Genomic DNA, 25,832 nt, shown 5'->3' with positions numbered 1-25,832 from the left:
TAGTTCTGCTATTGACTTTGAAAAGTAAAATCAAATTCTAAAAAGAAGCTAACCTTTAATTCAAACTCATTGCTACCAATTCCGTGCTTAAATCCAGTACTTATATCAAGAGAATGGAGCAAAACTTCCTGAAACTTTTTCATTTTGACTTTTTGTATTTCTGAAAGCCCATTCAATATTTCACTTAAATTTTGTATATTAACAACTGATTCTAAAAAAGCCATCCAATAACGCAAAACACCTACAATCAAATCAGATACTTGCACCAAACGTTCATCTTTTGAATCTACAAATTTATAGTTTATACCTTTATGTCCTGATAACTCTATTGGATTGGCGTTCAAAAGTTCCTCAACAGACAGCTCGTGATCAAAAATATGGTCTGCATTGGGGTAAGTAACTATTAAATTGGCATAAAAAGTAGAATAATCAGTTATTGCAATCCTATCATCATTATCTTCCAGAAATACCAGTTGCTTATCTCTGTAACTTTTTAGTGATTGCCGTAAATATTCAAGATAAAAATCATCCCCAATGTTTACAGACCATATCCAATCTACAAGTTTCTCGACAAACATTTTGTGATTCTTAATGTTGGGATAGTCTAACTCAATTAGCAAACTTACAAACCAATCATGATTATCTTTAATCAATGAATAAAGTCGGTTTTTCACTTCTCTATTTAAATCTGGTCCACCAAACCATGACTCATTCATTGAATCCACTATATCAACGATTGTGTAATAAAAATTATCAACATAAGAGTAATGGATTGGGTACTGTTTTTCGTAAAGCCACTCAATAAGAGTAGTTACTCTCGGTTTTGATAACAAAGATAAAAAGTCCTGTGCATTATGACGAATGTGCTTAAATTTAACTTCACTTGTATTTCCCTGTAATTGAAATTCAGAAAATAGTTCATCAATATCATCATCAGAAGCAGTCTTATCTGGTTCAAAGCCAATTCCACCTAAAATAAAGAATTCGTGTTCATTAACGTTAAACCCATCATCTGTCAATCTAAAAGTACGAGGATTATTAGTTTCGTCATAATACAATATGTACTTTTTTTCTATGTTGGTTACGCCTCCTTCAGAGGCAATAAAATGATAAATGTGAGAATAATCCATTACGATCCCCCTTTACTTTATAGTCCAAGAAATAAATATAGTGAGCAATATTTCCACCAAACTTTTCTTTATTCGTCCGTTCATCATCTTTCACTTCAATGCCTTTGCTTTTACCTCCTGTGACAATGTTCTTCCTGCATCTATTATAACAACCCTAGTGTGCAAATCATTAGAAATAATAATCAACCCAAATCTTTTAAGTAATCTCTCTTTCATCTTTCTTCTGTACTCTCCTTTTCTTCCTTCTACTATATTCCCCTGCTAAAAAGTCTTTCCCCATCCCCTCTCTCCTCCTCACTCCCCTCAAACCCTTGCTACTCTAAGTCCCACCCCTCTTATCTCGCCTTTTTTCTTCATTCTATTCTGCTAATAAGTTGTTCCCTCAAAAGGCTTGTTTTTCGCCATTTTTCCCTCTTTTTTCTGTTCTGGGTTGTACGGAATATTCGGACAATGTTATTAAGATGTTCCGTAATGGAGAGAAGAATTAGGAGAAAAGAAAGGAAATGCAGCTAATCTAAGTTGGCTTTGTAGTTAGGAAACACACTGAATAGAGATTGAATATCCTACGGTTCTATGAGTTGAAATACCGCTGAAACCCTTATTGGACAAGGGATTAAAGGTAGACTGGATAAAAGAAAAAGACTGGACCTGTATTGGATCCAGCCTGAGTTTGTATTAATTTAACGATTGAATTAACGTGATTGTCTCTTTGTTCTTCCTCCCCCGCTCTTCCCTCCGTAATACCAACTATTTAGCAGTAGGTACCGACTTTTTAGCGTGGGGAAAGAGAATAAGACAGGGGGATAACAATAACCTGTTTGTTACACCTATTATTCCACTGTCACTGATTTTGCTAAGTTACGTGGCTTATCAACGTCGCACTCGCGGTGTAATGCTGCGTAGTACGATAGAAGCTGTAGTGGAATTACTGTCACTAGTGGTGTGAGGTATTCGTGTACTTTTGGAATGACTAATTGATCGTCTTCATCGTTTAAGCCTTCCATACTAATCATACATGGTGAAGCTCCACGTGCTACAACTTCTTTCATGTTTCCACGTATACTTAAGTTTACGTGCTCCTGTGTCGCTAAACCGATTACTGGTGTTCCTTCTTCTATTAAAGCAATCGTTCCGTGCTTCAATTCCCCGCCTGCAAAGCCTTCCGCTTGAATATAGGAAATTTCCTTTAACTTTAGTGCGCCTTCAAGACACACAAAGTAATCGGCAGCACGCCCGATAAAGAAGCAGTTACGAGTTACACTTAAATAGTCACGGGCAATTTGCTCCATTTTTTCCTTTTGATCTGTCAACACTTCCATTGCATTTGCTACGATCGCAAGCTCTTGTAGTGGATCGAAATTCATGTCGATCCCAGCTGCTCTTGCTGTATCTACAGCAAGGATTGCTAATACAGCCATTTGTGCTGTATATGCTTTTGTGGAAGCAACCGCAATTTCAGGACCAGCATACGTGTGTAATGTGTAATCCGCTTCACGGGAAAGCGTTGAACCAGGTACGTTCGTTATCGTTAACGCTTTATGGCCCATTTCTTTCACATTCACTAATACACCACGGCTATCTGCTGTTTCCCCACTTTGCGAAATGAAAATAAAGAGTGGTTTTTCACTTACTATTGGCATGTTATATAAAAACTCACTTGCAATGTGCACCTCTACTGGTTTGTTAGCAATGCGCTCTATAAGCTGTTTACCAACTAATCCTGCATGGTTACTAGTTCCTGCTGCAATAATATAAATACGATCTGCACCTAGCATTGCTTGGCGAATATCTTCATCAAGCTTAATCGTCTCATCCTCTGTTTTATATTTAGAAATGATGTTACGTATAACGTATGGCTGCTCATCAATTTCTTTTAGCATATAATGTGGATACGTTCCTTTTTCAATGTCACTCGCATCGAGCTCAGCAATATAAGAGTCACGCGAAGTTACCGTTCCATCCAGGTCTTTAATTGTGACACTTTCACGGGTGACGACAACAATCTCCTTATCCATTAGCTCAACAAATTCGTTCGTTACTTGAAGCATCGCCATAGCATCACTAGCTACTACGTTGACACCATCTGCCAAACCAACTAATAATGGACTTTTATTTTTGCCAACGTAAATCGTTTCCGCATCTTCGTTGTCTAATAAAGCCGTTGCATAAGACCCCTTTAAAAGGCTTAATGTCTTTCGAAACGCCGCTTCCGTATTTAAACCCTCATTTGCAAAGCGCTCAACGAGCTGAACAATAATCTCTGTGTCAGTGTCACTCGCTAATGCTACGTCTTGAAGATATTCTTTTTGAAGCTGTGCATAGTTTTCAATGACACCGTTGTGCACGATTGTATATCGTCTGTTAGCACTTTGATGAGGGTGAGCATTCAATTGACTAGGAACACCGTGTGTTGCCCAGCGAGTATGGCCAATTCCGATTTGACCATCTTCACTTGAATCAACTACTTCACGAAGCGTTGCTATACGTCCTTTTTCTTTATAAACGTGTACGCCCTCTTCGTTCACAATTGCTAAGCCTGCTGAGTCGTATCCTCTATATTCTAACTTTTCTAATCCTCGTAATAATATCTCTTTTGCATCTTCTGTTCCAACATAACCTACAATTCCACACATGCTTTTATTTCCTCCCTTAGCAGGGCAAGAAACGGGGCTTCTTGCCCCACTCTTTATATTCTGTATTATTTTCTTTGCTGCTAACTTTTATCATCATTACAATTACTTTTGTTCGAAAAGTCACCTTTTCGTTTTAGGTAATTGCTTTCGGTTGCGATGATTCAACCGGGAGGCATCCGCCGAAATCTTCGATAAACCTCCTCCTCGTCAACTATCTGTGTTTCCGTCCGTACAGATAGTCCAGGCGCTTTAAAGTTTTTAATTTGTCGCTACTATCCTCCTTCCTTCTTGAATCTTATTTAGCATACTACAATAAAAGAAACTTGGTCAATGACAATTTACAGTTATTTACCGTTTTCCCCATCACCTCCAATATCAATATACGAGTGAAGCGACAATAATATTAATGCTTCTCCCATAAAAGCTGTTTACAAAATTAAAATATGCATGGATAGCAAATGCCGTGCTATCCATGCATGTATCTTTTTTATTCCGCTGTCCCTAACTCTCTTTGAACAACAGCAACAATTTTATCTACGTATTTATCGCATAACTCTTCCGTTGGGGCTTCTGCCATCACTCTTACTAATGGTTCCGTTCCAGAAGGGCGCACTAAAATACGACCTTCCCCATTCATTTCTGCTTCTACGATATCAATTTCAGCCGCTATTACTTCATTTGTTGTTAATGCATGCTTATCTGCTACGCGTACATTTACAAGCTTTTGCGGGTATTTCGGCATTTCACTGGCTAATTCAGACAATGGTTTACCAGAAGCCTTTAATATACTACATAACTGTATAGCTGAAAGGAGTCCGTCTCCGGTCGTTGCATAATCTAAGAAAATAATATGGCCAGATTGTTCACCACCAATGTTATATCCACCTTTACGCATTTCTTCCATAACATAACGATCGCCAACAGCTGTTTGCTTCGTTTGGACGCCAATATTTTCTAGCGCTTTATAAAAACCAATATTACTCATCACCGTTGTGACAACTGTATTATGGCTCAAACGCCCTTGTTCTTTATAGTATTTTGCGCAAATATACATAATTTGATCGCCATCAATGACATTTCCTTTTTCATCGACTGCAATTAATCTGTCAGCATCGCCGTCAAATGCGAGACCTATGTCCGCTCCTTTTTCTAAAACAAGAGAAACGAGCGCTTCAGGGTGTGTAGATCCTACTTGATCATTAATATTAACGCCATTTGGTGAAGAGCCAATCGTACAAATTTGCTCCGCTTCTAAATCTGCAAATAAGTGTGTTGCTAATGGCGATGCAGAACCATGGGCGCAATCTAGCGCAATTTTTAATCCAGAAAAATCCTCTTGTACTGTTTGCTTTAAAAACTGTAAATACTTTTGGCCACCTTCAAAATAATCGTTTACTTGGCCAATATCTCCACCAACTGGTCTTGGTAAATCATCTTCCAAATTGTCTTCTGTCTGTAGTAGCTTTTCGATTTCTTCCTCTTGACTATCAAGGAGCTTAAATCCATCAGAACCAAAAAATTTAATACCGTTATCTTCTACAGGATTATGTGAGGCAGAAATCATTACACCAGCATCTGCACTTAAAGCCTTTGTTAAAAATGCTACTCCTGGTGTTGAAATTACTCCTAATCGCATTACTTCTGCACCAATGGAGAGTAGGCCAGCAACTAAGGCACCTTCTAACATATGACCGGAAATTCTTGTATCTCTTCCAATCAATATTTTCGGTTTATTACGTTCTTTTGTTAAAACATATCCTCCATAACGACCTAGTTTAAATGCGAGCTCAGGTGTCAATTCTTTGTTAGCTACTCCTCTCACACCATCTGTTCCGAAAAACTTTCCCATGTATATCTCTCCTTAAGATTTTTCATTCATCCTTTAAATCCTATTCAAATAGTAAATAGATGCATCTATGTTGTGTTTTCTTCTTGTTCTCCTTCTATTTCTTCACTCGTATTTTCCCCTTGAACAGGTTCCTCGACGAATGGCTCTTCATCCTCATCATAGATGACGAGACGAACACTATTCATGATATTAGGATCAATTCTAACACCTTGTGGACCATTGAACTGTAACGGAACATCGTGCTCTCCATCAGATAAATCGTTTAAGTCAACGTATAACTGTATATCGGTTCGACTCACTCTGTCTAAAACATTTCTACTGCCCAAAATGGAGATATCTAGCATGCCTTCTTCTGGTTCGATAAACGCATAATTGTTACCTTCGGGAACCCCTACTACATCAATCTCAAAGTTAGAAAACTCTCTCTCTTCTTCTTGCGTCACTTCAATGGTTATTGTAATCGTTTCAGGCGCAATACGTTCCACACCATTTGGTGCTTGTACATCAACTTCAAAAGATGTACTTTCAGTGATATTACTTAGATCAACTTTTACACCATCAATAAACGAAATGTCGTTTATGATAGAAACTGGACCAAATACGGTAATAGTGCTTGGCTCTGCTGTTATCGACTCAACCGCAATTCCTTCCGGTAACTCACCTTCTCTCTCAATTCGCACAGGTACTTCTTTATTTGGCGCAGTTATTGGTACAGTTACCTCAACAGCAGGTGGGTCAGTATTAACATTCATTTCATTACCATTTTGATCTAGCACTATAACACTCGTTGCAGATTGGAACGTCGCATCTCTTCCAGCTACATCGACTACCGCCCGAACACTTGCGATTTGCTCAATAACGCCTTGCGCCGCGGTAATATCTACATTAGATGGAGAAACAGTCGGCGTACCTATGCTATAACCCTCTCCTACTTCACCCTCGTTGATAATATCAACTTCAACTGGAAGTGAAACGGTTTGCTTCTCTTGGATTGTAATCCGTACTGTGGGAGGATTAATAGAAACATTTAAATCTTTATGAAAATCTCTATGCTGCACTCGCTCATAATGTACTCCAGGTTCCTTCCCTCTAACATCAACAAATACTTCGTAGCTTTGTCTTTCTAGAGCTAAAAGCGTTAAAATATTTTGTGGACCTCTTAATGTTACTTGAACATGTTCTGGTGCCTCTGTCACAACATGCGTATCCTCATCATAATAAACAGTTAGGTCTAGTTCCTCTATTACACGCTGCCCATTTGTAATTCCAGGTAATCCACCTGTTTGGGTTGGTTGCCTATCCATATTTACAACTAAAAATAGCATCATGGCTATAAGGAGGGACACGCCTTTTAACACCCACGAATTATTAAACCATTTATCCATTTTTCTTACCTCCCCACTGCCAGCGAGAAGTAGACTTCGTTTGATCTACGTTTAGTAAATCATTTTCGAGTAACGTTCTTAACGCATCCTCATCTAAGTTGCGATGTAATTCTCCATTTTTCGTAACAGAAATACCACCAGTTTCCTCAGACACAACTAACGTAACACTATCTGTTACTTCACTAACACCTAAAGCGGCGCGGTGCCGCGTTCCTAATTCTTTTGATATAAAAGGATTTTCTGACAAAGGTAAATAGCATCCTGCAGCCATAATTTCATTATTCTTAATAATGACAGCACCATCGTGAAGCGGAGTGTTTGGAATAAATACATTGATTAATAGCTCTGAAGTGAGGTGAGCGTTCATCGTTATCCCAGTCTCAACATAGTCGTTCATTCCCGTTTCCTTTTCGATCGAGATTAAAGCACCAATTCGACGCTTCCCCATGTAATTTGCAGCTTTCACAATATGCTCTATATTTTTCTTAACATCTTCCTCTTCAGCTGTGGAGCCTTTTGAAAAAAAACGACCTCTACCAATTTGTTCTAGTGCTCGTCTAAGCTCAGGCTGGAATATAATAATAATTGCAAGTAGACCATAGACGACAGCTTGTTGCATAATCCACTCAAGTGTTATAAATCCAAATTGCCTACTTAAAAACCAGACCACTAAGATTACAGTTATCCCTTTCAGAAGCTGGACTGCCCTAGTGCCTCGTATTACATTAATTAATTTGTATATAACATAAGCCACTAATAATATATCAATGACAACAACTAGTAAATCTAATAATGAGATATTTTCAAAAATACTTCCTAACATCGCATTTCCCCCAAGTAATTTTAGGTCCTTATCTAATATATTTCTTCCCTCATTACCATTAACTTTAACATTATATCATAATTTTATAAGAAAAGACCTTTTCGAGCGATGCTCAAAAAGGTCAAAATATATTTTTTATCTCATTACTGTTTATCACCATTCATAACATTTAGTACTTCAGAGAAAAAGGACTTTGTATGGAACCACATCCACTCTAGCACTTGATTTATTTCTTGTATCTCACCAGCAACACTACCAGCTGAGGCTAAATATTGCTCTCCATTAATTACAGTTATATTACCTAGCACTTCTCCATTTATTTCTATATTTCCATTACGGACAGTAATATCTCCAGAAATAGTTTCTCCTTCAGGAATAATAACGACACCTCGCTCCTCATCTACTATGAAGTGACCATCGCCTTTTACAGAAATTTCTTTTCCGCCGTCATTCCAAATAGAAGTTAAGCTCACAATAAATACTAAAAAGAAAGTAGCAGCAGTAATAATATATGGGTGCTTTCTCATCCAGTTTTTATAGCGTGCTTTCTGCGATTGCTTTGGCAACTGACTCATGACATTATCAGTAAAATTTGCTGGCGCCTTTATATGAGAGGCACTTTGTACAATTGCCTCCGTCTTCCTAAGTTCCCTAACATGAGCATGACAAGCACTACATTTTTGTATATGGCTTTCAAACCTTTTTCTCTCTAACAGTGTAAGCTCTTCATCTAAATAATGGTGTATTTGTTCTGCATAATCTTTTTTACAAGCCATTATTGATCTTCCTTTCTCGACTCAAGTTTCTCGTAGCCGTTTCCTTAATGCTTCCCTACCTCGATGAATCCTCGTTTTCACTGTAGCAACGGGTAGGTTCAAAATATTACTAATCTCCTTTAAAGAAAGATCTTCTATATATTTCAAAATGATAGCTGATCGATACTTCGGTGGTAAAGCCATAATTTCTTTTTGTACCCAATCTTGTGTTTCGTATTGGACAACCTTTTCTTCTGGTAATTTATCCTCTGTAGCAAATTGAGAATAATAATCTAAATCCTCTGTCCCCGCCACTTTATCTTCGAGATGAAAATCTGGTTTCTTCTTTCTAATTCTATCGATAGCTAAGTTTGTTGCAATCCTAAAAAGCCAAGTTGAAAACTTCCTATTTGTATCATACGACTCAATATTCACATATGCACGTAAAAACGCTTCTTGAGCAACATCCTGCGCCTCATGCACATTCCCTAGCATTCGATATGCAATTTGATAAACTTTATCTTTATATAGCTCAACTAGCTCTGAGAAAGCTTGTTGATTACCTTTCTTTACTTCTATAACTATTTTTTTTACAACCGCATCCATATATAAACCCCCACTCTGCTGCGGTTATCTCCTATACGAAAACAACCTATAAAAGGTTTCAAACATTATCTTCATTTTAGCATTGTCAAAAAAAAATACCATATTTTTTCAAAAATAATGTGATGTTTTATTACGACGCACATGGGGTAGAATGTCTATAATAGCGGAACTGATGACAACAAAGGAGGTTCTATATATGAATAGTACAGTTTCCAAAAAAGAGCTGCTTAATCAAATAGAAACAGCTCGTGATAAAATGAATAAATTATCAGAAAAGATGAATAGAACTTCACATGAAGTCGTAGAAATTAGCACTCACCTTGATGATTTATTAATAAAATATCAATACTTATCAATAAGAGAGAAAAAATAATAAATGTTTTGAAAAAATGCCACTGCTTAAGAGGCATTTTTTTATTATTTTTTTGTAAGATTACCCTCTTTTTGTGACTGTGAATGTCATCATGCCGAGAGAGACTTGTGTGAGTAAATTGGGCTTGATTGAGGTAAATTATGTGCAAAGGCGGTCTTCTATGAACACTTAAACAAGAATTCGATAGCGAGTCTGTCAGATGTGTTACGCTCTTTCTCACTCGACCAAAATGCTCCATATAAAAAACCTTGAGTGTTTAACACTCAAGGAGTAAATGTTTGTTTGGTGGAGCCTAGCGGGATCGAACCGCTGACCTCCTGCGTGCAAGGCAGGCGCTCTCCCAGCTGAGCTAAGGCCCCGTTGTTTTTTCATTGATGCTTATTCATGAAGATTACGGACGATGTGGCGCTTTGTAGTCCCTGTCTCTTCCTCTTCTGCATATTCACAGCTGCTAATGCGTCGAGACAACTCGTTGATTATTCTTGGCAGCTTTGCTCGTAGCTGAGCTAAGGCCCCGTTGACTTTTCAATGAAGCTTATTCATGAAGGTTACAGACGATGTTGCGCTATATTTTCTCACCTAATTAAATGGTGAGCCATGAAGGACTCGAACCTTCGACCCTCTGATTAAAAGTCAGATGCTCTACCAACTGAGCTAATGGCTCGTAGTTTTTCATTGTTGCATATCCATGATGTTTACGGACGATGTTTTGCTTTGTGGTCTTACCTGTCTCTTCCTCTTCTAGTATTGCTTTGTTGCTTTATCCGTCGAGACAACTCGTAGTTTATTCGACGATGTAAACGCTCGTCACTGAGCTAATGGCTCGTAGTTTTTCATTGTTGCATATCCATGATATTTACGGACGATGTTTTGCTTTGTGGTCTTACCTGTCTCTTCCTCTTCTAGTATTGCTTTGTTGCTTTATCCGTCGAGACAACTCGTAGTTTATTCGACGATGTAAACGCTCGTCACTGAGCTAATGGCTCGCAGATTATTCAAATGATGCTTTTCATGATGATTACGGACGATGCTTTGCTTTGTAGTTTACACCTGTCTCTTCCTCTTCTAGTATTGCTTTGTTGCTTTATCCGTCGAGACAACTCGTAGTTTATTCGACGATGTAAACGCTCGTCACTGAGCTAATGGCTCGCAGATTATTCAAATGATGCTTTTCATGATGATTACGGACGATGCTTTGCTTTGTAGTTTACACCTGTCTCTTCCTCTTCTAGTATTGCTTCGTTGCTTAATGCGTCGAGACAACTCGGAGATTTTCCGACGATGTAAACGCTCGTCACTGAGCTAATGGCTCGCAGATTGTTCAAATGATGCTTTAATAAAGATTACGACCAATGTCTTCCTCTTCTAGAATTAGAAAAAATAAATGGCTGGGCTAGCAGGATTCGAACCTGCGCATGACGGAATCAAAATCCGTTGCCTTACCGCTTGGCTATAGCCCAATGGTTTTGTTTAAAATAAACTTCGAATCTCTTCGTCAGATTCACTCGTGCATAATTCTATCAAAGTTGGTGACCCGTACGGGATTCGAACCCGTGTTACCGCCGTGAAAGGGCGGTGTCTTAACCACTTGACCAACGGGCCATTAATGGAGCTTCCTAGCGGGCTTGAACCGCTGACCTCATCCTTACCATGGATGCGCTCTACCTACTGAGCTAAGGAAGCCTGGCTCCACAGGTAGGACTCGAACCTACGACCGATCGGTTAACAGCCGATTGCTCTACCAACTGAGCTACTGTGGAATGCTATCAATAAAAAATTCCTTAACAATTCCTTGCTTCACTTTCAGGATCTTTCGAAGCATTAAACAGCGGCATGTTTCTCTAAGGATGAAAGTTTTGGCTCCACAGGTAGGACTCGAACCTACGACCGATCGGTTAACAGCCGATTGCTCTACCAACTGAGCTACTGTGGAACGGCATTAATATATTTCCTTAGCTTTTTCCCTTGCTCTCTTACAGTTCAATAGAACGAGCATCATGATCTTTAAGGATGAAAGTTTGGCTCCACAGGTAGGACTCGAACCTACGACCGATCGGTTAACAGCCGATTGCTCTACCAACTGAGCTACTGTGGAATATCAGTATACGTTGATTACCTAAAGATTCAATTACTTGACCGACATTTGATATAATACTATTTTTTTTCCGTGATTGCAATAGTATTTTTGAAAAAATATGTCGTACTAATGTACAAGTCGGCCACGAAGACTTATATACAATTTACCCTATATAATGTTGACCGACCAATGCACATTTTATACTTTTAAATTTGAAAAATATTTAGTTTCCAATTGGAAAACAGCAGTGTTTAATCAGATTGAGATGTTTTATATTCTGTGTATTGACGATTCCTAACGTACTTTAAATATTCTTGCTTTGTTGTAAAACGCTTATAAAGCTGAAAAATCATTTGGTATCTTTCTTCCATCGCTCTTTTAACAACCCCATCAATACGTGAATCAGAAAAATCAAGTAAAAGTTCTTCTAGCTCTCTCTTTAGTAAGTATTCAATCTCCTGCGATTCTTTACCTGTTAACATCATACCAAGCATTTCTTGTAAACGCCCCCTTAAATGTTATGTATAAGAAATTATTTTCGTTTTTTCCAATTTTTATTCATATGACCCTGTCCATTGAATACATATAAAGTAAAGATTGGACAAGGAGGATCGGTTAAATGAATTTTATTTGGGTATGGAATGCTAAAACATTAAAAAGATATGCTATCATTGCGGTTGCTGCACTTTTCACTGCTGGGATCCTATTTGTAGAACGCTCACAAATACCTGTTTTTTCTACTGATGATCAGCCTGTTGCTATCTATAAAGTTGATGCAGAAGAGAAAGAAGTTGCCCTTACTTTTAACGTAAGCTGGGGAGAAGAACGTGCATTACCTATTTTAGATACGCTGAAAGAGCATGATGTAACATCGACATTTTTCGTTTCAGCTGATTGGGCAGAGAGGCACCCAGAAATAGTAGAAAGAATTGTAGAGGACGGTCATGAATTAGGAAGTCATGGCTATGTTCACGAGCACTATACGAAAAAAGATGATGAACAGATTAAAAAAGACATTCAAACAGCACATCGAATCATTCAAGAAGTAAGTCAAGAAGTCCCTAATCTATTAAGACCTCCAAATGGTAGTTTTGACGAGCGAGTTTTGTCTATTGCGGAAAATCAAAATTACGATGTCATTCACTGGAGTGTGGATTCAAATGACTGGCAAAACCCTGGTGTAGATACGATCGTTGAAAATGTTACTCGTAACATTTCAAACGGAGATATCGTTCTTATGCACGCCTCTGATTCAGCTAAACAAACAAATGAAGCATTGGCAGAGATCATTTCCTACATCGAAAGTGAAGGATATCATTTTAATACCGTTTCTGAACTCGTCTCAGGAGCTGAAGTTGTAACAAAAGAAGTCCAATAATCTATCAGAAATAAAAACAGAGGATGGCTCAAAAGGTCGAATTTTTACCTTTGGAGTCATCCTCTAAGCAATGGCGGAGCCGCCGCAATCTCTTAAAGCCCATAATAAGTGGATTTCTTATACATAACAAATCAAAGCATTTATTTTGTTTTGTTATTTTTACCATCAGACTTTGAGGCGGGCTCTTGCAAGCGATGTAAAACTAATAATTGCCATGTATTCGCTACAAGCAGCGGTACGATCGATGTCGTTAAAAACGTAAAGTCGTTTTGTTGTAGCGCAGGAATCCATTCAATCGTTGTAACAACGACTATAAAAAATAAAGCTGGTATAAAGGCTAGGCGATTTGTCTCTTTACTCTTTATAGACGCAACAATTAACCCGTATCCCAATAATAAACCTGGCATAATTAAATATCCCCAAATCCCTTCACCTTCAGCGAAGGCCCAGTACCGAAAGATAACAAGGTCAAATAATACAAAAGCAATAATGATGACTTGGACTCTATTCCATAGCTGGACGGACTTAAAAATCCCAAGACCAAATCGATGTATCGTTAAATAGGCGAAAAACCCCATTTGTGCGATAACAGCCCAAATTGATGCTGTGATGATAACCATAATAATGCCACCAAATTGTAGGTTAGCTAAGTCATTGATATGCGTTCTCCAATCCAATAAAAAACCAACTAATGCCCCTGAGAATGTCCCTAGAAGTAACGTTGTATAAAATAAATATACTACTTTTCTTGTATTCACTATGATTTCCTCCTGTACATTTCAATCCACATACAATCATATCAAAAATTCTTTTTCTATCGCTACTTTTTTCTCTTTTTCCAAAAAAATTGTCGTTTATAGGACATTTACTTTGTATAAATAAGGCTTTCCTTTAGCATATTATGAACAAAAGTACCAATGGAAAGGAGCCGCTTCCTGTGTGGTATTATCATAATAAATATAAACGTGTTCCACAATGGCACCGATATTTTGAAAAAGTTATTAATAACATTTCCTTGAAGAAGGCCGTTGTTTATATACCGCTACTTTTCATCTTGTTGTTAAATGGCTGTGCAGCTATGGAGGATAATAGCTCTCAGCAGCCAGATTACGAAAGCACAAAAAAAATGATGGTAGATATGTTAAAAACAGATGAAGGGAAACAAGCCATTCAAGATGTACTTCAAGATGAGGAAGTTCGTCAAAACCTTGTTATGGAAGAGGATTATGTCAAACAAACGATTCAGACTACACTAACCTCCGATGAAGGAAAAGAATATTGGCAAAGAGTCATGCAAGATCCTGAATTTGCAAAATCATTTGCTGAGAGTATTCAAAGTCAAAATGAAAAGATGATGAAAAGCTTAATGAAGGATCCTGAATATCAGGGCATGATGATGGACGTATTAAAGGATCCTGAAATGGAAGAAAAGTATTTAGAATTAATGCAAAGTAAGGAGTACCGTCAACAAGTGATGACAGTCATGCAAGATGCTTTTGAAAGCCCTTATTTTGTAGCTAAACTAAATGACATTTTCTCTAATGTCGCTGAAGAGCAAATGAATAAACAAGATCAAGAACAACAAGAAGAAGGTCAAGATAGTGGCGAAAGTGAAGAGGAATAAATACGAAAGGGAGACTCAAATAGGATGATTTTGCCTTTTGAGTCTCCCCTTTTTAATTATTGTTCAATTTTATCTATAATTTGCTGTGCCATATTTAAGTAAATTTTTCCGATTGGATGCTCCTCAGCATATACAGAAGGAGCAAAGTTATCTTCATCGATATCAGGTTGACCTAAAGGAATTTGCGCTAAAACTTCGCTATTCAGCTCTTTTGCTAGCTTCTCTCCTCCACCTTTACCAAATACATATTCCTTTTCTCCAGTTACTTTACTTTCAAAATAAGCCATATTTTCAACAACACCTAATATTTCATGCTCTGTTTTAATTGCCATCGCACCTGCACGTGCGGCAACAAAGGCCGCTGTTGCATGTGGTGTTGTTACAATAATTTCTTTAGATGAAGGTAGCATTGAATGAACATCTAATGCAACGTCTCCCGTTCCTGGTGGAAGGTCAAGAATGAGGTAGTCAAGATCATCCCATTCCACTTCCGAGAAGAAGTTATTTAACATTTTACCTAGCATCGGTCCACGCCAAATAATTGGCGAATTATCTTCTACAAAAAAGCCCATCGAAATCACTTGTACATCAAAGCGCTGTACAGGATAAATTCTCTGGTTCACTACTTTAGGTCTTTCTTCGATCCCCATCATATCAGGTACGCTAAAGCCATATATGTCGGCATCAATAATACCGACTTTTTTACCTTTTCTTGCCAATGATGTCGCTAAATTAACAGAGACTGTTGACTTCCCAACACCACCTTTACCACTCGTTACAGCGATAAATGTGGTCTTATCAGTTCGGTCAAGCAACGATTTTTTCTCTTCTCCTGCTTGTCCCCCATGCTCTCCGATTTCTTCATCAGCCATTTTTTCAAAGCGTAAGCCTACACTCTCTGCACCTGCACCTTTAACTGCAGAAACGACTTGCTGCTGTAACTGCATTTGTTCACCAGTACCTGTTTGAGATAAAGCAAGCTTTAAGCTCACCATTCCTTTTTTAATCTTTATTTCTTTTATCGCATTTAATTCAACGAGGCTTTTCTTAAGAAATGGCTCCTGCACATCCTTTAATGCTTGAAGCACCTGTTCTTCCGTTAACATCGTAACACCGCCTTTATATACTTATGTATTCCTTTAGTTATAGTAAAAGTATAACACAATTACACTATGTTCATGATGATATAGATCACACGAAAAATGTATTGGATACGAAAACCATTTTTCTATCACTTACAATTTTTCAAAAAGACCAACACAGCTTATTTATGACAGTGTTGGTCTTTTTGTTATGAACTAGGAAGCGGATCACCGCTTGCATGTCTTAATATCCCCTCATATATGGAGGCTGCTACTTTTTGCTGATAATCCTTCGTACTTAATAGCTCCGCTTCACTTGGATTTGATAAAAAACCTACCTCTACTAACGATCCAGTTACGTTAGCTTGTTGTAAAATATACACGCTATTGATAGGCTTTGCTTCTCTCGTTGTATTTTCAAGGTTTCTTCTTAATTCACCTTGAATGTGCTTAGAAAGCTCTTCATTACCTTCTACTGCACGGTTATAAAACGTTTGCGCTCCACGCCACTTTGGTGACGGAATAGAGTTAAGATGAATGCTGACAAATAAATCTGCGTTTGAATCATTAATTAATGATACCCGTTTTCTTAAGTCCTCTGCTTTTCTTGACCGTACTCTTGAAGTACTATCAGAAGCTAGGTCATGATCACCCTCTCTTGTCATTAACACAAGTGCTCCTGATTCTTGAAGATAATCGCGTAGTTTAAAACTAATTTGAAGTGTAATGTCCTTTTCTAAATCACCAGCTTTAGAAGATGCGCCTCCATCAATTCCTCCATGACCAGGGTCAATGACGATGACTTGACCTGATAGTGGCAAGTGCCAACCAGTTGAATTTTTACTGCTTAATTGTATTTGAATGACAACGATCAGTAGCCCTAATGCTAATGCAATCGCTACTATTTTAATTAATTTTGATCTTCGCATAACCCCGTCCCCCTTTGTCCTTCCTTTCCATATATATGGGACAGGGTTAAAAATATGATCAAATTAATTTTTAATGAAGCCTAAGTCTGTACTTTTTTTCTCCTTCTGCAAAGCCTTTATTCCACCACCTCAGTATAAATGCCCTGCTCTTTTCGTGTTGTATCGTCGTTTCGACTTCATCTAGCGTGAACCATGACTTAAATTGGCCTGTCGTTTGCTCAATATATGCGTTAATCTCTTCTATACAACGGTGTTGTGCTTGCTCAGCAGTCTCACCGTAATACCCAAAACGTCCGAACTCAGAACCAAGGAGATATGCGTCTATTCCAATATCTAAGCAATAGTCGACTAAATATAGCTTACCTACAGATTGACCGACTAACTGATCAAAAAACTGCTCTTGAACGTCCTTGCGCATGTCTTCTATTGATAACGCTCTTAGCATACTTCGCTCGAACTTCCATTGTTTCCTTCTCCTTCTTTCGCCTAAATCCGTCACTACATTCATCGCCATGTCTCCTCTGTTTTTTACTCTTAGTGTTGAACTTGTTTTTTATTTCATAAGGGAAAAAACTTGGAATACATAGTGGATTATGTCCATGGGAATGATTAGTGTATCCTTATCTTACCTTCTATTCATATGGTTAAAATGATAAAGACATAAAAAAATACAACCCTTTGTACACCTATAAAGGATTGTATTTCCAAGGAAATCATTTTTATTTTCACTCATATTTTCTCATTATATATTTTATTAATGCCAAAAATACTCCCGCGAGAACAGCAAGTGCACATACATCATTCTACAATTATCATGATAGTATATGTGTACCTATATACCAAAGTATTACGATGTGTAAAGGGTAAAATATGTAGAATAAGTACTTTAAACCAATTCCTTTTTTACCATTGTATAACAGAAAGAGAGGTAATGCGAAAATCATCATCCATTGATAGTCAGCAAACCCAAACAAATGTTGGTATAATCCTTCAAGACGCCACCCCCACCTTCGCACAGAGTAAAATATTGCAAGACAATAAAAACTATAACCCGCAGTAACTGTCCATCTATTATCGTTTGCAAAATAAAAGGAAACACCTAGTAGAATGATAAGAGGGCCGCCCTCAACTACAAGAACATTCCCAGAAATTTGAGCTGTAAAAATTGCGAATGGCTGAGGTTGCAACCCGAAAACTTCCAGTAAGCCAAATAGGATAAAAGAAATAATTTGCCAAGCAAAGAACAATAGAAGAAGTTTTATCCTCTTATTTTCCAGTAGCATAATTAGGAATGCTATTAAAAATAAAGTAGCGAAGAAGTTCAGCTCAAGATACGGTCCGCTCAAATCTGTATAGAAGAGACGTAAATTTATAAATAGATTTATAAAGCTCATTCCGATTGCAGCTACCCCTAAACGTACCAAATACTTTGTCCTGTTAGACGTGTTTTGAAAACCGATAACTACGCAATAAATAAAGACTGGCGCTGCAATCCTCCCTATCCAGCCCATCCATTCTGGCGTCCCCGATATGAATAATCCATAATGGTCAATAAACATGGCGATCAGTGCAATAATTTTCAGCTGAGTGCTTGTCATGAATGTTCTCCCTTAATGTAAATGTGTGACATAAAGACAAACGCCAAGAATAGCTTTGGCGTTTGAAAAATAGTATGTGGAATCACTAGGACCATGAAATTTTACATATTCGTTATTTGTACTGCTCAACCTGCTTTCGATCGAAAAAAGGATTGCGCCAGGAGCACATTCAAAGTTCTATAAAAAATCAGACCTTGATGCCTTTCCTCGAAAGTCATATTGACCCTTTCTACTGATGTCCCTTACATCACGCGGTATACCTATACCGAATGGGGAAATTTCTCCTTCTCCACTATCTACGTAGGGCGGGTAGTTCGGGAGACACTTCAACGTTTTCTAGCACCTCTAGATTCATCGTCGTGCTTAACTTCAAACGGATTCTTGTGCGGTTAAGGCGGTAAACGAAACTAACACAGCAAAAATAGCATTAACATTACTGAAACTTACAGTTTACTCAGATTACTCCTTATTTTGTTATTTTCCACTACATAATACCACAATAAATTGGAAATAATATATAAATTTTGTAAAATATTTTCCTTTTATGCAAAAAAACTTTTTTATCGTATTAATCAACAACGGAGTGAGGTTAGTGTAGACGATGAAAATCTGGTGATCTTAAAGAAATGGCGTAGCAAGCAAATACAGCGCTATCTGACGTTAGAACTTTCGACTTCTTTTCAATCTGATGATAAACAGCCTGTCTTTACGGTCTATAATCCGTTTAAACATGATATGGATTATTGCCGACTGGCTTACTTGAATGAAAAGCTGGAGCAAATCTACAAAAAGAACCTAGAGCTCCCGAAAATAAATGTTCACGCCTTTAGGCATACACATGCCAGTTTGATGCCTGTAGCTGGTGCTTCCATCAAAGATGTACAAGCTCGGCTCTCCCATACAGATATTCAAACGACGATGAATATTTACACTCATATGACCGATGAAGCGAAGGAGAAAACAGCGGAGATGTTCCAAAAGTACATGACATTTTAGCGCGGGGTATTCAATTCCATATTTGGACACGAAAAAACCCTCTCTGCTCCATTGATGAGCAAAGAGGGCTTGATCCCTTGTATAACAAGGATATTAACGCTTTGAGAACTGAGGTGCACGACGAGCTGCTTTAAGACCGTATTTCTTACGCTCTTTCATACGAGCGTCACGAGTCAAGAATCCAGCTTTTTTAAGTGAACCACGGTACTCAGGGTCAGCACCTAGAAGTGCACGTGCAACTCCGTGACGGATAGCACCCGCTTGTCCTGTGTAGCCTCCACCTTTAACATTTACAAGTACGTCATACGTACCTTCTGTTTGTGTTTCTACTAATGGTTGTTTAACAATTAACTTTAAAGTTTCAAGGTCAAAGTAGTCGTTAATGTCTCTGTTGTTAATTACGATGCGTCCGTCTCCCGGAACTAAACGCACACGTGCAACGGAGTTCTTACGACGACCTGTTCCATAATATTGAACTTGTGCCATGTAAATTACCTCCTTCTATATTAACCGCGTAGTTCGTATACTTCCGGTTGTTGAGCTTGATGTGGGTGTTCGCTTCCTGCATATACATGAAGCTTCATGCCTTGTTTACGACCAAGAGAATTCTTTGGAAGCATTCCTTTAATCGCTAACTCGAGCACTCTTTCAGGTTTCTTGTCAAGCATTTCCTGAGCAGTCGTCGTTTTAAGACTACCTGGATATTGGCTATGACGGTAATATTTCTTGTCTGCTAATTTGTTTCCTGTTAAATGAATCTTCTCCGCATTGATTAAGATCACGTGATCTCCTGTGTCAATGTGCGGTGTGAATGTTGGTTTATGTTTACCGCGAAGGATGCTTGCAACTTCACTCGCTAGGCGACCTAATGTTTGTCCTTCAGCGTCTACAACATACCATTTACGGTTTACTTCACTTGGCTTTGCCATATATGTCGTACGCATTTGTTTCCCTCCTAATAAACTTTCACAAAAACTTTAGCGTCAAATATCAACTGTAGATTCCGTACCCGGGGCTAGTGGGCATAAGAATACCGTATATCATCATATAACATATGAATACTCATGTCAATAAAATGTTACACCAGGTTTCGTTGTCTTTTCATTTTTTTTTAAAACTGACCTTATCGATGACACTATTCTATGAATGCTTCAAGTTTTTCACTGCCACTTCAAGCGCTTCTTGATCATAGTATACATTTGTTAAATAAAGCCCTGTGCCTGGTATTGATGGTCCAGCGAGGGAGCGGTCCTTCCCTTCAAAGATTTCAGGGATCTCTTCTGGTCTTATTTTCCCTTTACCAACATGGAGTAATGTACCAGTTAACACCCTTACCATCTGATACAAAAATCCATTTCCTATATAAGTAAAAGTCCATTCATCACCATTTTTTTCTAGTTCAATAGCATAAATCGTTCTCACTTTATCAATAACATCCGTTCGCGGAGAGGAAAAACTAGTAAAGTCATGTGTCCCCTCAAGATGCATGGCCGCTTCCAGCATCTTTTCATAAGAAAGTACGTAAGGGTGATGGTAAACAAAATTCCGCTTAAAAATATCTTTTTCTCGTGCAGTATTCACTTTATAAACATACTTTTTCCCGACACTATCAAACCTGGCATGAAAATCATGATGAACATACTGGAGGTCTCTTACTTGTATATCATCTGGTAATAGTCTATTGAAAGCCTGTGGCCAACGTTCCTCAGGTATAGAAAGTGATGTGTCAAAATGAATCGTCTGCCCAAGACTATGTACACCTGTATCTGTTCTTCCAGAGCTCACTACGTTCCACGAATCAGCTTTATGTATTTTAGCTAACGCCTTTTCTAATTCGGCTTGTATTGTCTTTTTATCTACTTGTACTTGATAGCCCGAATATTTTGTACCATCATATGTAACGATCCCTTTTACTCGTTTCACGTAGTCATCCCTCCTCCCTTATGAAAACCTCAAAATGATAGCCACGATCAAAAAACAACAAAAAATACTTAATGATGCTGTGTCCATTTGACGCCATCTCATGTCACGTAGCTTTGTTCTTCCTTCACCACCAGTATACCCTCGTGCTTCCATCGCTATAGCAACCTCCTCAGCTCTATTTAAAGCTCGAACAAAAAGAGGAATGAAAATTGGAATAAACGCGGTCAATCTTTTCCACAAAGAACCAGAAGAAAAATGAGCTCCTCTTGCGGTTTGGGCTTTAATAATCTTTTCTGCTTCGTCACTTAAAATAGGAATAAACCGCATCGAGATCCCCATCATAAACGCGAGCTCATGAATAGGTAGCTTTAGCTTTTTCAAAGGACTTAATAGCTTCTCTAATCCATCTGTCAGCTCTACTGGTGTCGTCGTCAATGATAGTAAAGATGCAAAAATAAAGATCATCAATAACCTTAATGCAAAGTAGCCGCCCTCTATTAATCCTTCAAGATATACATTTGCTATCGGTGTTTCCAATAACAATATATCTCCACCTTGAAAAAGAGCATGAAATAAAAAAGTAAAAGTTATCATGAGTACTACGAAACGCAGCCCTTTCAAATAATATATAATAGGTATCCTTGCTAAAATAAAAGCTATTACTAAAAGAATACTCGCTGACGCCATTACAAATGGATGACGATAAACAAAAAGAATGGCAATAAATACTATCAAGCATAGTAATTTTGCCCTAGCATCTAGTCGATGTATAAACGAGTTACTAGATACATATTGTCCGATAATAACATGGTCAAACATCCTTTTTATTCCTTCCGATAAAAGATAACAACTCCTTCACGACTCCTTGAACGTCGTATTGAGCTACCGCGATATTTTCACCACTTGCTTCCTTTAATTTACTTAATAACCTACTAGCAACTGGAATATCCAATCCGAGTTTATCTAGTAACTCTACTTGTTGGAAAATTTCTGTACGATGACCTTCTAATACAATTTCCCCTTCGTGCAATATATAGATATTATCACCGTATTTTGCAGCATCTTCCATTTCGTGTGTGATGAGAATAATAGAACGATCCTCTCGTTCTTTATACCATTTTTGGAATAACGTCATGATATCGTCATGGCCTTGTGGATCTAACCCAGCTGTGGGCTCGTCTAAAAAGAGGACCTTCGGTTGACATGCGAGCACCCCCGCTATCGCTACTCTCCTCATTTGACCACCACTGAGCTGGAAAGGTGATCGGCTAAATAACGATTCAGCAATTCCTACTAGCTCCATCGCTTCCCTCGCCTGAGCTTCTGACTGTCGTTTAGTAAAACCAAAATTTAACGGACCATACATTACATCCTGCAAAACCGTATCGCTAAATAGCTGATTTTCAGGATTTTGAAAAACTGTACCTACTACTTTGCGTATTGGATGCAAGCTTTTTTTCTTTATTTTAGAATTAATCGTGTATTCGCCAATGACTACATTTCCTGATGTAGGGACTAGCATGCCATTTAATAATTGAAGCAAAGTTGATTTTCCAGATCCGGTTTTACCAATCATTACATTAAAAGAATTAGCTGGTATAGTGACATTAATATCTCTTATCGCTTTCTTTTCAAATGGCGTATTTTTCTTATATGTATAGTTTAATGCCTCTGTTTTAATTTGCATAATTGCGACACCAACTCTTCCTCGGAATGAATTGTTTCAGGGAAATTTACTCCCCTCGCTTGAAGCTCACCTATTATTTCATACATAAATGGCTTTTTTAAACTAGTCTCTTTTAGTATGTGATCATTCGTTAGTATCATGGATGGCTTTTCATCTGCAACAATCGCCCCTTCCTTCATAACGATGATACGGTCTGCTTTCATCGCTACGGAAAGGTCGTGTGTAATAGAAATAATCGTGACACGATCCTCGACATTTATTTTATTTAAATAATATTGTACTTCAGCTCTTCCCTTTGGGTCTAGCATAGATGTCGCTTCATCCAATACTAGTATTTTCGGTCTCATCGCCAAAGCTCCAGCTAAAGCAACACGCTGCTTTTGTCCGCCTGATAAATGATGTGGATCTGTTTTTTCTAATCCTGAAAGTCCAAGTTTACTAATACTTTCTTGTACACGCTTTATCATTTCTTCTCGTGGAGTGCCTATATTTTCTAGACTAAATGCTACGTCATCCTCAACAGTAGGGGCCACAATTTGATTATCAGGGTTTTGAAAAACGATTGAGACATATCTACTTATTTGTGAACGATAGTTTTCATCACAAATATTTAGTCCATTCACATCCATTTTTCCACTAGTAGGTTGTAACACACCGCAAATGACTTTAGCTAAAGTAGACTTTCCGGAACCGTTATGACCGACTATTGCTATATTTTCCCCTTCAAAGATACGTAATGTAATATTACGTAGCGCTAAGTCGTGCTCTGTATTGTATCGTAAACATACATGATCAATATCCAATAATTCGCTCATTAATCCAGCCCCTATGAATGTACTTTCATACAAATAAAAATAAGGAGAGATAGTAGCTTCTCCGATACAATAGATGGTACAAAAAAAGGGCATAGCACCAGAATAGTTGGAAGTTCTGGTGTTGCGCCCTTTTGAAGAATCATTTCGTTAATTTGATATGATTATTCTTCCTATATCAAATGAAATTGTTTGTCTCAATAAGTAAATTCGAACTGTCGAGACTTTTTAGACAATTAAACAAGCTCGATAATTGCCATTTCTGCACCGTCTCCACGACGAGGTCCCAGTTTAAGAACGCGTGTGTAACCACCTTGACGCTCTTCATAACGTGGTGCGATATCATCAAATAATTTCTGAATTGCATCTTGTCCTGTTTCAGTGTCAGCAACTTCATTCCGTACAAATGCAGCTACTTGACGACGTGCGTGTAAGTCACCACGTTTACCAAGTGTAATCATTTGCTCAACAACGGAACGAAGCTCTTTCGCTTTAGGTACTGTTGTTTCGATGCGCTCATTGATGATTAAATCAGTAGCTAAGTCACGAAATAAAGCTTTACGTGCGCTGCTATCACGACCTAATTTTCTATAGCCCATGGGAGTCCCTCCTTCTCAAGTCAAAATTCTAGGTATAATATTACCAAGTGAAGTATGGGAAAAATAAATCTATTCTTCCTTACGAAGTCCTAAACCTAATTCAGCAAGTTTCTCTTGAACCTCTTCAAGAGACTTTCTTCCAAGGTTACGTACCTTCATCATATCTTCTTCTGATTTGTGCGTTAATTCTTGCACTGTATTAATACCTGCTCGTTTTAAGCAGTTATACGAACGAACAGATAAGTCTAATTCTTCGATCGTCATTTCAAGCACTTTTTCTTTTTGGTCTTCTTCTTTCTCAACCATAATCTCTGCATGTTGAGCTTGGTCAGTCAATCCTACAAAGATATTTAAATGCTCAGTTAAGATTTTTGCGCCAAGTGATACAGCTTCCTCAGGTCTAGTGCTTCCATCAGTCCAAACGTCTAGTGTCAATTTATCGTAGTTCGTAATTTGACCTACACGTGTGTTTTCCACTTGATAATTTACACGTGCTACTGGTGTGTATATAGAATCAACTGGAATGACACCGATAGGAAGTTCTTCAGATTTATTTCCTTCAGCAGGAACATATCCTCTTCCTCTGTTAGCTGCAACCTTCATATGAAATTGAGCACCCTTCGAAAGAGTTGCAATATGGAGGTCAGGGTTTAAAACCTCCACATCACTATCATGCATAAAATCCGCAGCAGTGACTACCCCTTCTCCTGTCGCTTCAATTTCTAATGTTTTTTCTTCATCTGAGTAAATTTTTAGAGCTAGTTTCTTTAAGTTAAGAATGATAGAGGTGATGTCTTCTACTACACCCTCAATCGTAGAAAATTCATGCAGTACTCCATCAAACTGAACACTAGTAACTGCAGAACCTGGTAGGGAAGATAATAGAATTCTACGCAAAGAATTTCCAAGCGTTGTTCCGTATCCTCTCTCTAATGGCTCTACAACAAATTTCCCGTACGAACCATCTTCACTTACTTCAACTGCTTCAATTTTTGGCTTTTCTATTTCGATCATTAAACAAACCCTCCTTCAAAACGTCGAAACCCCGGTTGAATCTGTTCGTCCAACCGGAATCCCTCATTGGGCACATCCCGAACCTGTCACGATACCGTCAATACTTTTAAGACTCTTAAACCATTATTGACATGGGTATGAGCTTTCATACCTCTGATGCGACTATACTCTACGACGTTTTGGTGGACGGCAACCGTTATGTGGAACTGGAGTAACATCTTTGATCATGTTTACTTCCAAACCAGTTGCTTGAAGTGAACGGATTGCTGCTTCACGACCTGCACCCGGCCCTTTAACTGAAACTTCTACTACTTTCATTCCGTGCTCCATCGCTGCTTTTGCTGCAGTTTCTGCTGCAGTTTGTGCTGCGAAAGGTGTAGATTTACGAGAACCTTTAAAACCTAAAGCACCTGCACTAGCCCAAGAAATTGCATTACCACTTGTATCAGTGATTGTTACAATTGTATTGTTAAAAGTGGAACGAATGTGCGCAACACCGGATTCAATATTTTTACGTTGACGACGCTTTGAACGAGTCGTTTTCGGTTTAGCCATAATC

26 protein-coding genes and 8 tRNA genes are annotated in these 25,832 nt (G+C 38.2%); 4 read left to right on the top strand and 30 right to left on the bottom strand.

Annotation, left to right across the window (positions count from 1 at the left end):
* Positions 1–8: 8 nt before the first annotated feature.
* The 7 genes from BCELL_RS01010 to sigW all read right to left on the bottom strand — a co-directional run bounded on the left by BCELL_RS01010 (position 9) and on the right by sigW (position 9,181).
* Positions 9–1,130, bottom strand: coding sequence for a DUF3800 domain-containing protein (locus tag BCELL_RS01010; protein WP_013486805.1), 1,122 nt, complete (start codon positions 1,128–1,130; stop codon positions 9–11).
* Between the two features lie 830 nt (positions 1,131–1,960).
* Positions 1,961–3,763 (bottom strand): glutamine--fructose-6-phosphate transaminase (isomerizing), encoded by a 1,803-nt coding sequence (gene glmS / locus BCELL_RS01005; RefSeq protein WP_013486803.1) that lies wholly within the window; start codon positions 3,761–3,763, stop codon positions 1,961–1,963.
* A gap of 487 nt (positions 3,764–4,250) precedes the next feature.
* Positions 4,251–5,612, bottom strand: coding sequence for a phosphoglucosamine mutase (gene glmM, locus BCELL_RS01000; RefSeq protein ID WP_013486802.1), 1,362 nt, complete (start codon positions 5,610–5,612; stop codon positions 4,251–4,253).
* A 65-nt stretch (positions 5,613–5,677) separates the two neighbouring features.
* Complete coding sequence (locus BCELL_RS00995; protein WP_013486801.1) at positions 5,678–6,997, bottom strand: CdaR family protein; 1,320 nt, start codon at positions 6,995–6,997, stop codon at positions 5,678–5,680.
* Entirely contained in the window at positions 6,990–7,820 is an 831-nt protein-coding gene (cdaA, locus tag BCELL_RS00990) for a diadenylate cyclase CdaA (RefSeq protein ID WP_013486800.1), read from the bottom strand. Before cdaA ends, BCELL_RS00995 begins: the two co-directional genes overlap by 8 nt.
* 143 nt (positions 7,821–7,963) lie before the next feature.
* Positions 7,964–8,596, bottom strand: a complete 633-nt coding sequence (locus BCELL_RS00985) for an anti-sigma factor family protein (protein WP_013486799.1) — start codon at positions 8,594–8,596, stop codon at positions 7,964–7,966.
* Positions 8,597–8,617: 21 nt separating this feature from the next.
* Positions 8,618–9,181 (bottom strand): RNA polymerase sigma factor SigW, encoded by a 564-nt coding sequence (gene sigW / locus BCELL_RS00980; RefSeq protein WP_013486798.1) that lies wholly within the window; start codon positions 9,179–9,181, stop codon positions 8,618–8,620.
* Between the two features lie 196 nt (positions 9,182–9,377).
* Here sigW and BCELL_RS21915 point away from each other — a divergent pair, with 196 nt between their 5' ends.
* Positions 9,378–9,554: an aspartyl-phosphate phosphatase Spo0E family protein gene (locus BCELL_RS21915; RefSeq protein WP_013486797.1), complete on the top strand. Its 177-nt coding sequence runs from the start codon at positions 9,378–9,380 to the stop codon at positions 9,552–9,554.
* Positions 9,555–9,837: 283 nt separating this feature from the next.
* On the opposite strand, the gene BCELL_RS00975 is transcribed toward BCELL_RS21915, so the two are convergent.
* The 9 genes from BCELL_RS00975 to BCELL_RS00935 all read right to left on the bottom strand — a co-directional run bounded on the left by BCELL_RS00975 (position 9,838) and on the right by BCELL_RS00935 (position 12,125).
* Positions 9,838–9,913: transfer RNA gene (locus tag BCELL_RS00975), tRNA-Ala, on the bottom strand.
* A 229-nt stretch (positions 9,914–10,142) separates the two neighbouring features.
* Positions 10,143–10,218 (bottom strand) — tRNA-Lys (locus BCELL_RS00970).
* Between the two features lie 721 nt (positions 10,219–10,939).
* Positions 10,940–11,014 (bottom strand) — tRNA-Gln (locus BCELL_RS00965).
* Positions 11,015–11,081: 67 nt separating this feature from the next.
* Positions 11,082–11,156 (bottom strand) — tRNA-Glu (locus BCELL_RS00960).
* Between the two features lie 5 nt (positions 11,157–11,161).
* Positions 11,162–11,237 (bottom strand) — tRNA-Thr (locus BCELL_RS00955).
* A gap of 1 nt (position 11,238) precedes the next feature.
* A tRNA-Asn gene (locus BCELL_RS00950) sits at positions 11,239–11,314 on the bottom strand.
* A gap of 97 nt (positions 11,315–11,411) precedes the next feature.
* Positions 11,412–11,487: transfer RNA gene (locus BCELL_RS00945), tRNA-Asn, on the bottom strand.
* A gap of 86 nt (positions 11,488–11,573) precedes the next feature.
* Positions 11,574–11,649 (bottom strand) — tRNA-Asn (locus BCELL_RS00940).
* A 233-nt stretch (positions 11,650–11,882) separates the two neighbouring features.
* Positions 11,883–12,125 carry a hypothetical protein gene (locus BCELL_RS00935; RefSeq protein WP_013486796.1) on the bottom strand — a complete coding sequence of 81 codons (243 nt, stop codon included), beginning with the start codon at positions 12,123–12,125 and terminating at the stop codon, positions 11,883–11,885.
* Positions 12,126–12,250: 125 nt separating this feature from the next.
* On the opposite strand from BCELL_RS00935, the gene pdaB reads away from it, so the two are divergent.
* Positions 12,251–13,009 carry a polysaccharide deacetylase family sporulation protein PdaB gene (gene pdaB / locus BCELL_RS00930; RefSeq protein WP_013486795.1) on the top strand — a complete coding sequence of 253 codons (759 nt, stop codon included), beginning with the start codon at positions 12,251–12,253 and terminating at the stop codon, positions 13,007–13,009.
* A 140-nt stretch (positions 13,010–13,149) separates the two neighbouring features.
* Here pdaB and BCELL_RS00925 read toward each other — a convergent pair whose 3' ends face one another.
* A complete protein-coding gene (locus BCELL_RS00925; RefSeq protein ID WP_013486794.1) occupies positions 13,150–13,767 on the bottom strand; it encodes a KinB-signaling pathway activation protein in 618 nt (205 codons plus the stop codon).
* A 179-nt stretch (positions 13,768–13,946) separates the two neighbouring features.
* Here BCELL_RS00925 and gerD point away from each other — a divergent pair, with 179 nt between their 5' ends.
* Positions 13,947–14,633 (top strand): spore germination lipoprotein GerD, encoded by a 687-nt coding sequence (gerD, locus tag BCELL_RS00920; RefSeq protein ID WP_013486793.1) that lies wholly within the window; start codon positions 13,947–13,949, stop codon positions 14,631–14,633.
* Positions 14,634–14,689: 56 nt separating this feature from the next.
* Here the strand turns inward: gerD and BCELL_RS00915 are convergent, their stop codons facing one another.
* The 4 genes from BCELL_RS00915 to BCELL_RS00900 form a co-directional block, all read right to left on the bottom strand.
* Positions 14,690–15,739, bottom strand: coding sequence for an Mrp/NBP35 family ATP-binding protein (locus BCELL_RS00915; protein ID WP_013486792.1), 1,050 nt, complete (start codon positions 15,737–15,739; stop codon positions 14,690–14,692).
* A gap of 185 nt (positions 15,740–15,924) precedes the next feature.
* Positions 15,925–16,644, bottom strand: a complete 720-nt coding sequence (cwlD, locus tag BCELL_RS00910) for an N-acetylmuramoyl-L-alanine amidase CwlD (RefSeq protein ID WP_013486791.1) — start codon at positions 16,642–16,644, stop codon at positions 15,925–15,927.
* A 70-nt stretch (positions 16,645–16,714) separates the two neighbouring features.
* The gene (locus tag BCELL_RS00905; protein ID WP_013486790.1) at positions 16,715–17,152 is read right to left on the bottom strand and encodes a YbaK family protein; all 438 of its coding nucleotides are present in this window, start codon (positions 17,150–17,152) and stop codon (positions 16,715–16,717) included.
* A gap of 304 nt (positions 17,153–17,456) precedes the next feature.
* Positions 17,457–18,242 carry a TraX family protein gene (locus BCELL_RS00900; RefSeq protein WP_013486789.1) on the bottom strand — a complete coding sequence of 262 codons (786 nt, stop codon included), beginning with the start codon at positions 18,240–18,242 and terminating at the stop codon, positions 17,457–17,459.
* Between the two features lie 612 nt (positions 18,243–18,854).
* Here BCELL_RS00900 and BCELL_RS00895 point away from each other — a divergent pair.
* The gene (locus tag BCELL_RS00895; RefSeq protein WP_049786613.1) at positions 18,855–19,238 is read left to right on the top strand and encodes a tyrosine-type recombinase/integrase; all 384 of its coding nucleotides are present in this window, start codon (positions 18,855–18,857) and stop codon (positions 19,236–19,238) included.
* Positions 19,239–19,331: 93 nt separating this feature from the next.
* On the opposite strand, the gene rpsI is transcribed toward BCELL_RS00895, so the two are convergent.
* The 9 genes from rpsI to rpsK form a co-directional block, all read right to left on the bottom strand.
* Positions 19,332–19,724 (bottom strand): 30S ribosomal protein S9, encoded by a 393-nt coding sequence (gene rpsI / locus BCELL_RS00890; RefSeq protein WP_013486788.1) that lies wholly within the window; start codon positions 19,722–19,724, stop codon positions 19,332–19,334.
* 20 nt (positions 19,725–19,744) lie between these two features.
* Entirely contained in the window at positions 19,745–20,182 is a 438-nt protein-coding gene (gene rplM / locus BCELL_RS00885) for a 50S ribosomal protein L13 (RefSeq protein ID WP_013486787.1), read from the bottom strand.
* Between the two features lie 196 nt (positions 20,183–20,378).
* The gene (truA, locus tag BCELL_RS00880; RefSeq protein WP_013486786.1) at positions 20,379–21,161 is read right to left on the bottom strand and encodes a tRNA pseudouridine(38-40) synthase TruA; all 783 of its coding nucleotides are present in this window, start codon (positions 21,159–21,161) and stop codon (positions 20,379–20,381) included.
* Between the two features lie 18 nt (positions 21,162–21,179).
* Positions 21,180–21,980, bottom strand: a complete 801-nt coding sequence (locus BCELL_RS00875; protein ID WP_013486785.1) for an energy-coupling factor transporter transmembrane component T family protein — start codon at positions 21,978–21,980, stop codon at positions 21,180–21,182.
* A complete protein-coding gene (locus BCELL_RS00870) occupies positions 21,973–22,848 on the bottom strand; it encodes an energy-coupling factor transporter ATPase (RefSeq protein ID WP_013486784.1) in 876 nt (291 codons plus the stop codon). The genes BCELL_RS00875 and BCELL_RS00870 overlap by 8 nt, the downstream gene beginning before the upstream one ends.
* The gene (locus BCELL_RS00865) at positions 22,824–23,663 is read right to left on the bottom strand and encodes an energy-coupling factor transporter ATPase (RefSeq protein ID WP_013486783.1); all 840 of its coding nucleotides are present in this window, start codon (positions 23,661–23,663) and stop codon (positions 22,824–22,826) included. Before BCELL_RS00865 ends, BCELL_RS00870 begins: the two co-directional genes overlap by 25 nt.
* 233 nt (positions 23,664–23,896) lie before the next feature.
* Positions 23,897–24,259 (bottom strand): 50S ribosomal protein L17, encoded by a 363-nt coding sequence (gene rplQ, locus BCELL_RS00860; protein WP_013486782.1) that lies wholly within the window; start codon positions 24,257–24,259, stop codon positions 23,897–23,899.
* 69 nt (positions 24,260–24,328) lie between these two features.
* Positions 24,329–25,273, bottom strand: a complete 945-nt coding sequence (locus BCELL_RS00855; RefSeq protein WP_013486781.1) for a DNA-directed RNA polymerase subunit alpha — start codon at positions 25,271–25,273, stop codon at positions 24,329–24,331.
* 162 nt (positions 25,274–25,435) lie between these two features.
* Complete coding sequence (gene rpsK / locus BCELL_RS00850) at positions 25,436–25,828, bottom strand: 30S ribosomal protein S11 (protein ID WP_013486780.1); 393 nt, start codon at positions 25,826–25,828, stop codon at positions 25,436–25,438.
* Positions 25,829–25,832 lie beyond the last annotated feature (4 nt).

The sequence above is a fragment of the Evansella cellulosilytica DSM 2522 genome, from assembly GCF_000177235.2.
Lineage (GTDB): Bacteria > Bacillota > Bacilli > Bacillales > Salisediminibacteriaceae > Evansella > Evansella cellulosilytica.
The sequence above is the reverse complement of the archived record's forward strand: the minus strand, read 5'-3'. Positions and strand labels throughout refer to the sequence as shown.

Excerpts from the sequence above, each read along its gene's own strand:
- BCELL_RS01010 (WP_013486805.1), bottom strand. The coding sequence starts at position 1,130 with ATGGATTATTCTCACATTTATCATTTTATTGCCTCTGAAGGAGGCGTA.
- glmS (WP_013486803.1), bottom strand. The coding sequence starts at position 3,763 with ATGTGTGGAATTGTAGGTTATGTTGGAACAGAAGATGCAAAAGAGATA.
- glmM (WP_013486802.1), bottom strand. The coding sequence starts at position 5,612 with ATGGGAAAGTTTTTCGGAACAGATGGTGTGAGAGGAGTAGCTAACAAA.
- BCELL_RS00995 (WP_013486801.1), bottom strand. The coding sequence starts at position 6,997 with ATGGATAAATGGTTTAATAATTCGTGGGTGTTAAAAGGCGTGTCCCTC.
- cdaA (WP_013486800.1), bottom strand. The coding sequence starts at position 7,820 with ATGTTAGGAAGTATTTTTGAAAATATCTCATTATTAGATTTACTAGTT.
- BCELL_RS00985 (WP_013486799.1), bottom strand. The coding sequence starts at position 8,596 with ATGGCTTGTAAAAAAGATTATGCAGAACAAATACACCATTATTTAGAT.
- sigW (WP_013486798.1), bottom strand. The coding sequence starts at position 9,181 with ATGGATGCGGTTGTAAAAAAAATAGTTATAGAAGTAAAGAAAGGTAAT.
- BCELL_RS21915 (WP_013486797.1), top strand. The coding sequence starts at position 9,378 with ATGAATAGTACAGTTTCCAAAAAAGAGCTGCTTAATCAAATAGAAACA.
- BCELL_RS00935 (WP_013486796.1), bottom strand. The coding sequence starts at position 12,125 with ATGCTTGGTATGATGTTAACAGGTAAAGAATCGCAGGAGATTGAATAC.
- pdaB (WP_013486795.1), top strand. The coding sequence starts at position 12,251 with ATGAATTTTATTTGGGTATGGAATGCTAAAACATTAAAAAGATATGCT.
- BCELL_RS00915 (WP_013486792.1), bottom strand. The coding sequence starts at position 15,739 with ATGTTAACGGAAGAACAGGTGCTTCAAGCATTAAAGGATGTGCAGGAG.
- cwlD (WP_013486791.1), bottom strand. The coding sequence starts at position 16,644 with ATGCGAAGATCAAAATTAATTAAAATAGTAGCGATTGCATTAGCATTA.
- BCELL_RS00905 (WP_013486790.1), bottom strand. The coding sequence starts at position 17,152 with ATGAATGTAGTGACGGATTTAGGCGAAAGAAGGAGAAGGAAACAATGG.
- BCELL_RS00900 (WP_013486789.1), bottom strand. The coding sequence starts at position 18,242 with ATGACAAGCACTCAGCTGAAAATTATTGCACTGATCGCCATGTTTATT.
- rpsI (WP_013486788.1), bottom strand. The coding sequence starts at position 19,724 with ATGGCACAAGTTCAATATTATGGAACAGGTCGTCGTAAGAACTCCGTT.
- rplM (WP_013486787.1), bottom strand. The coding sequence starts at position 20,182 with ATGCGTACGACATATATGGCAAAGCCAAGTGAAGTAAACCGTAAATGG.
- BCELL_RS00875 (WP_013486785.1), bottom strand. The coding sequence starts at position 21,980 with ATGTTTGACCATGTTATTATCGGACAATATGTATCTAGTAACTCGTTT.
- BCELL_RS00870 (WP_013486784.1), bottom strand. The coding sequence starts at position 22,848 with ATGCAAATTAAAACAGAGGCATTAAACTATACATATAAGAAAAATACG.
- BCELL_RS00865 (WP_013486783.1), bottom strand. The coding sequence starts at position 23,663 with ATGAGCGAATTATTGGATATTGATCATGTATGTTTACGATACAATACA.
- rplQ (WP_013486782.1), bottom strand. The coding sequence starts at position 24,259 with ATGGGCTATAGAAAATTAGGTCGTGATAGCAGCGCACGTAAAGCTTTA.
- BCELL_RS00855 (WP_013486781.1), bottom strand. The coding sequence starts at position 25,273 with ATGATCGAAATAGAAAAGCCAAAAATTGAAGCAGTTGAAGTAAGTGAA.
- rpsK (WP_013486780.1), bottom strand. The coding sequence starts at position 25,828 with ATGGCTAAACCGAAAACGACTCGTTCAAAGCGTCGTCAACGTAAAAAT.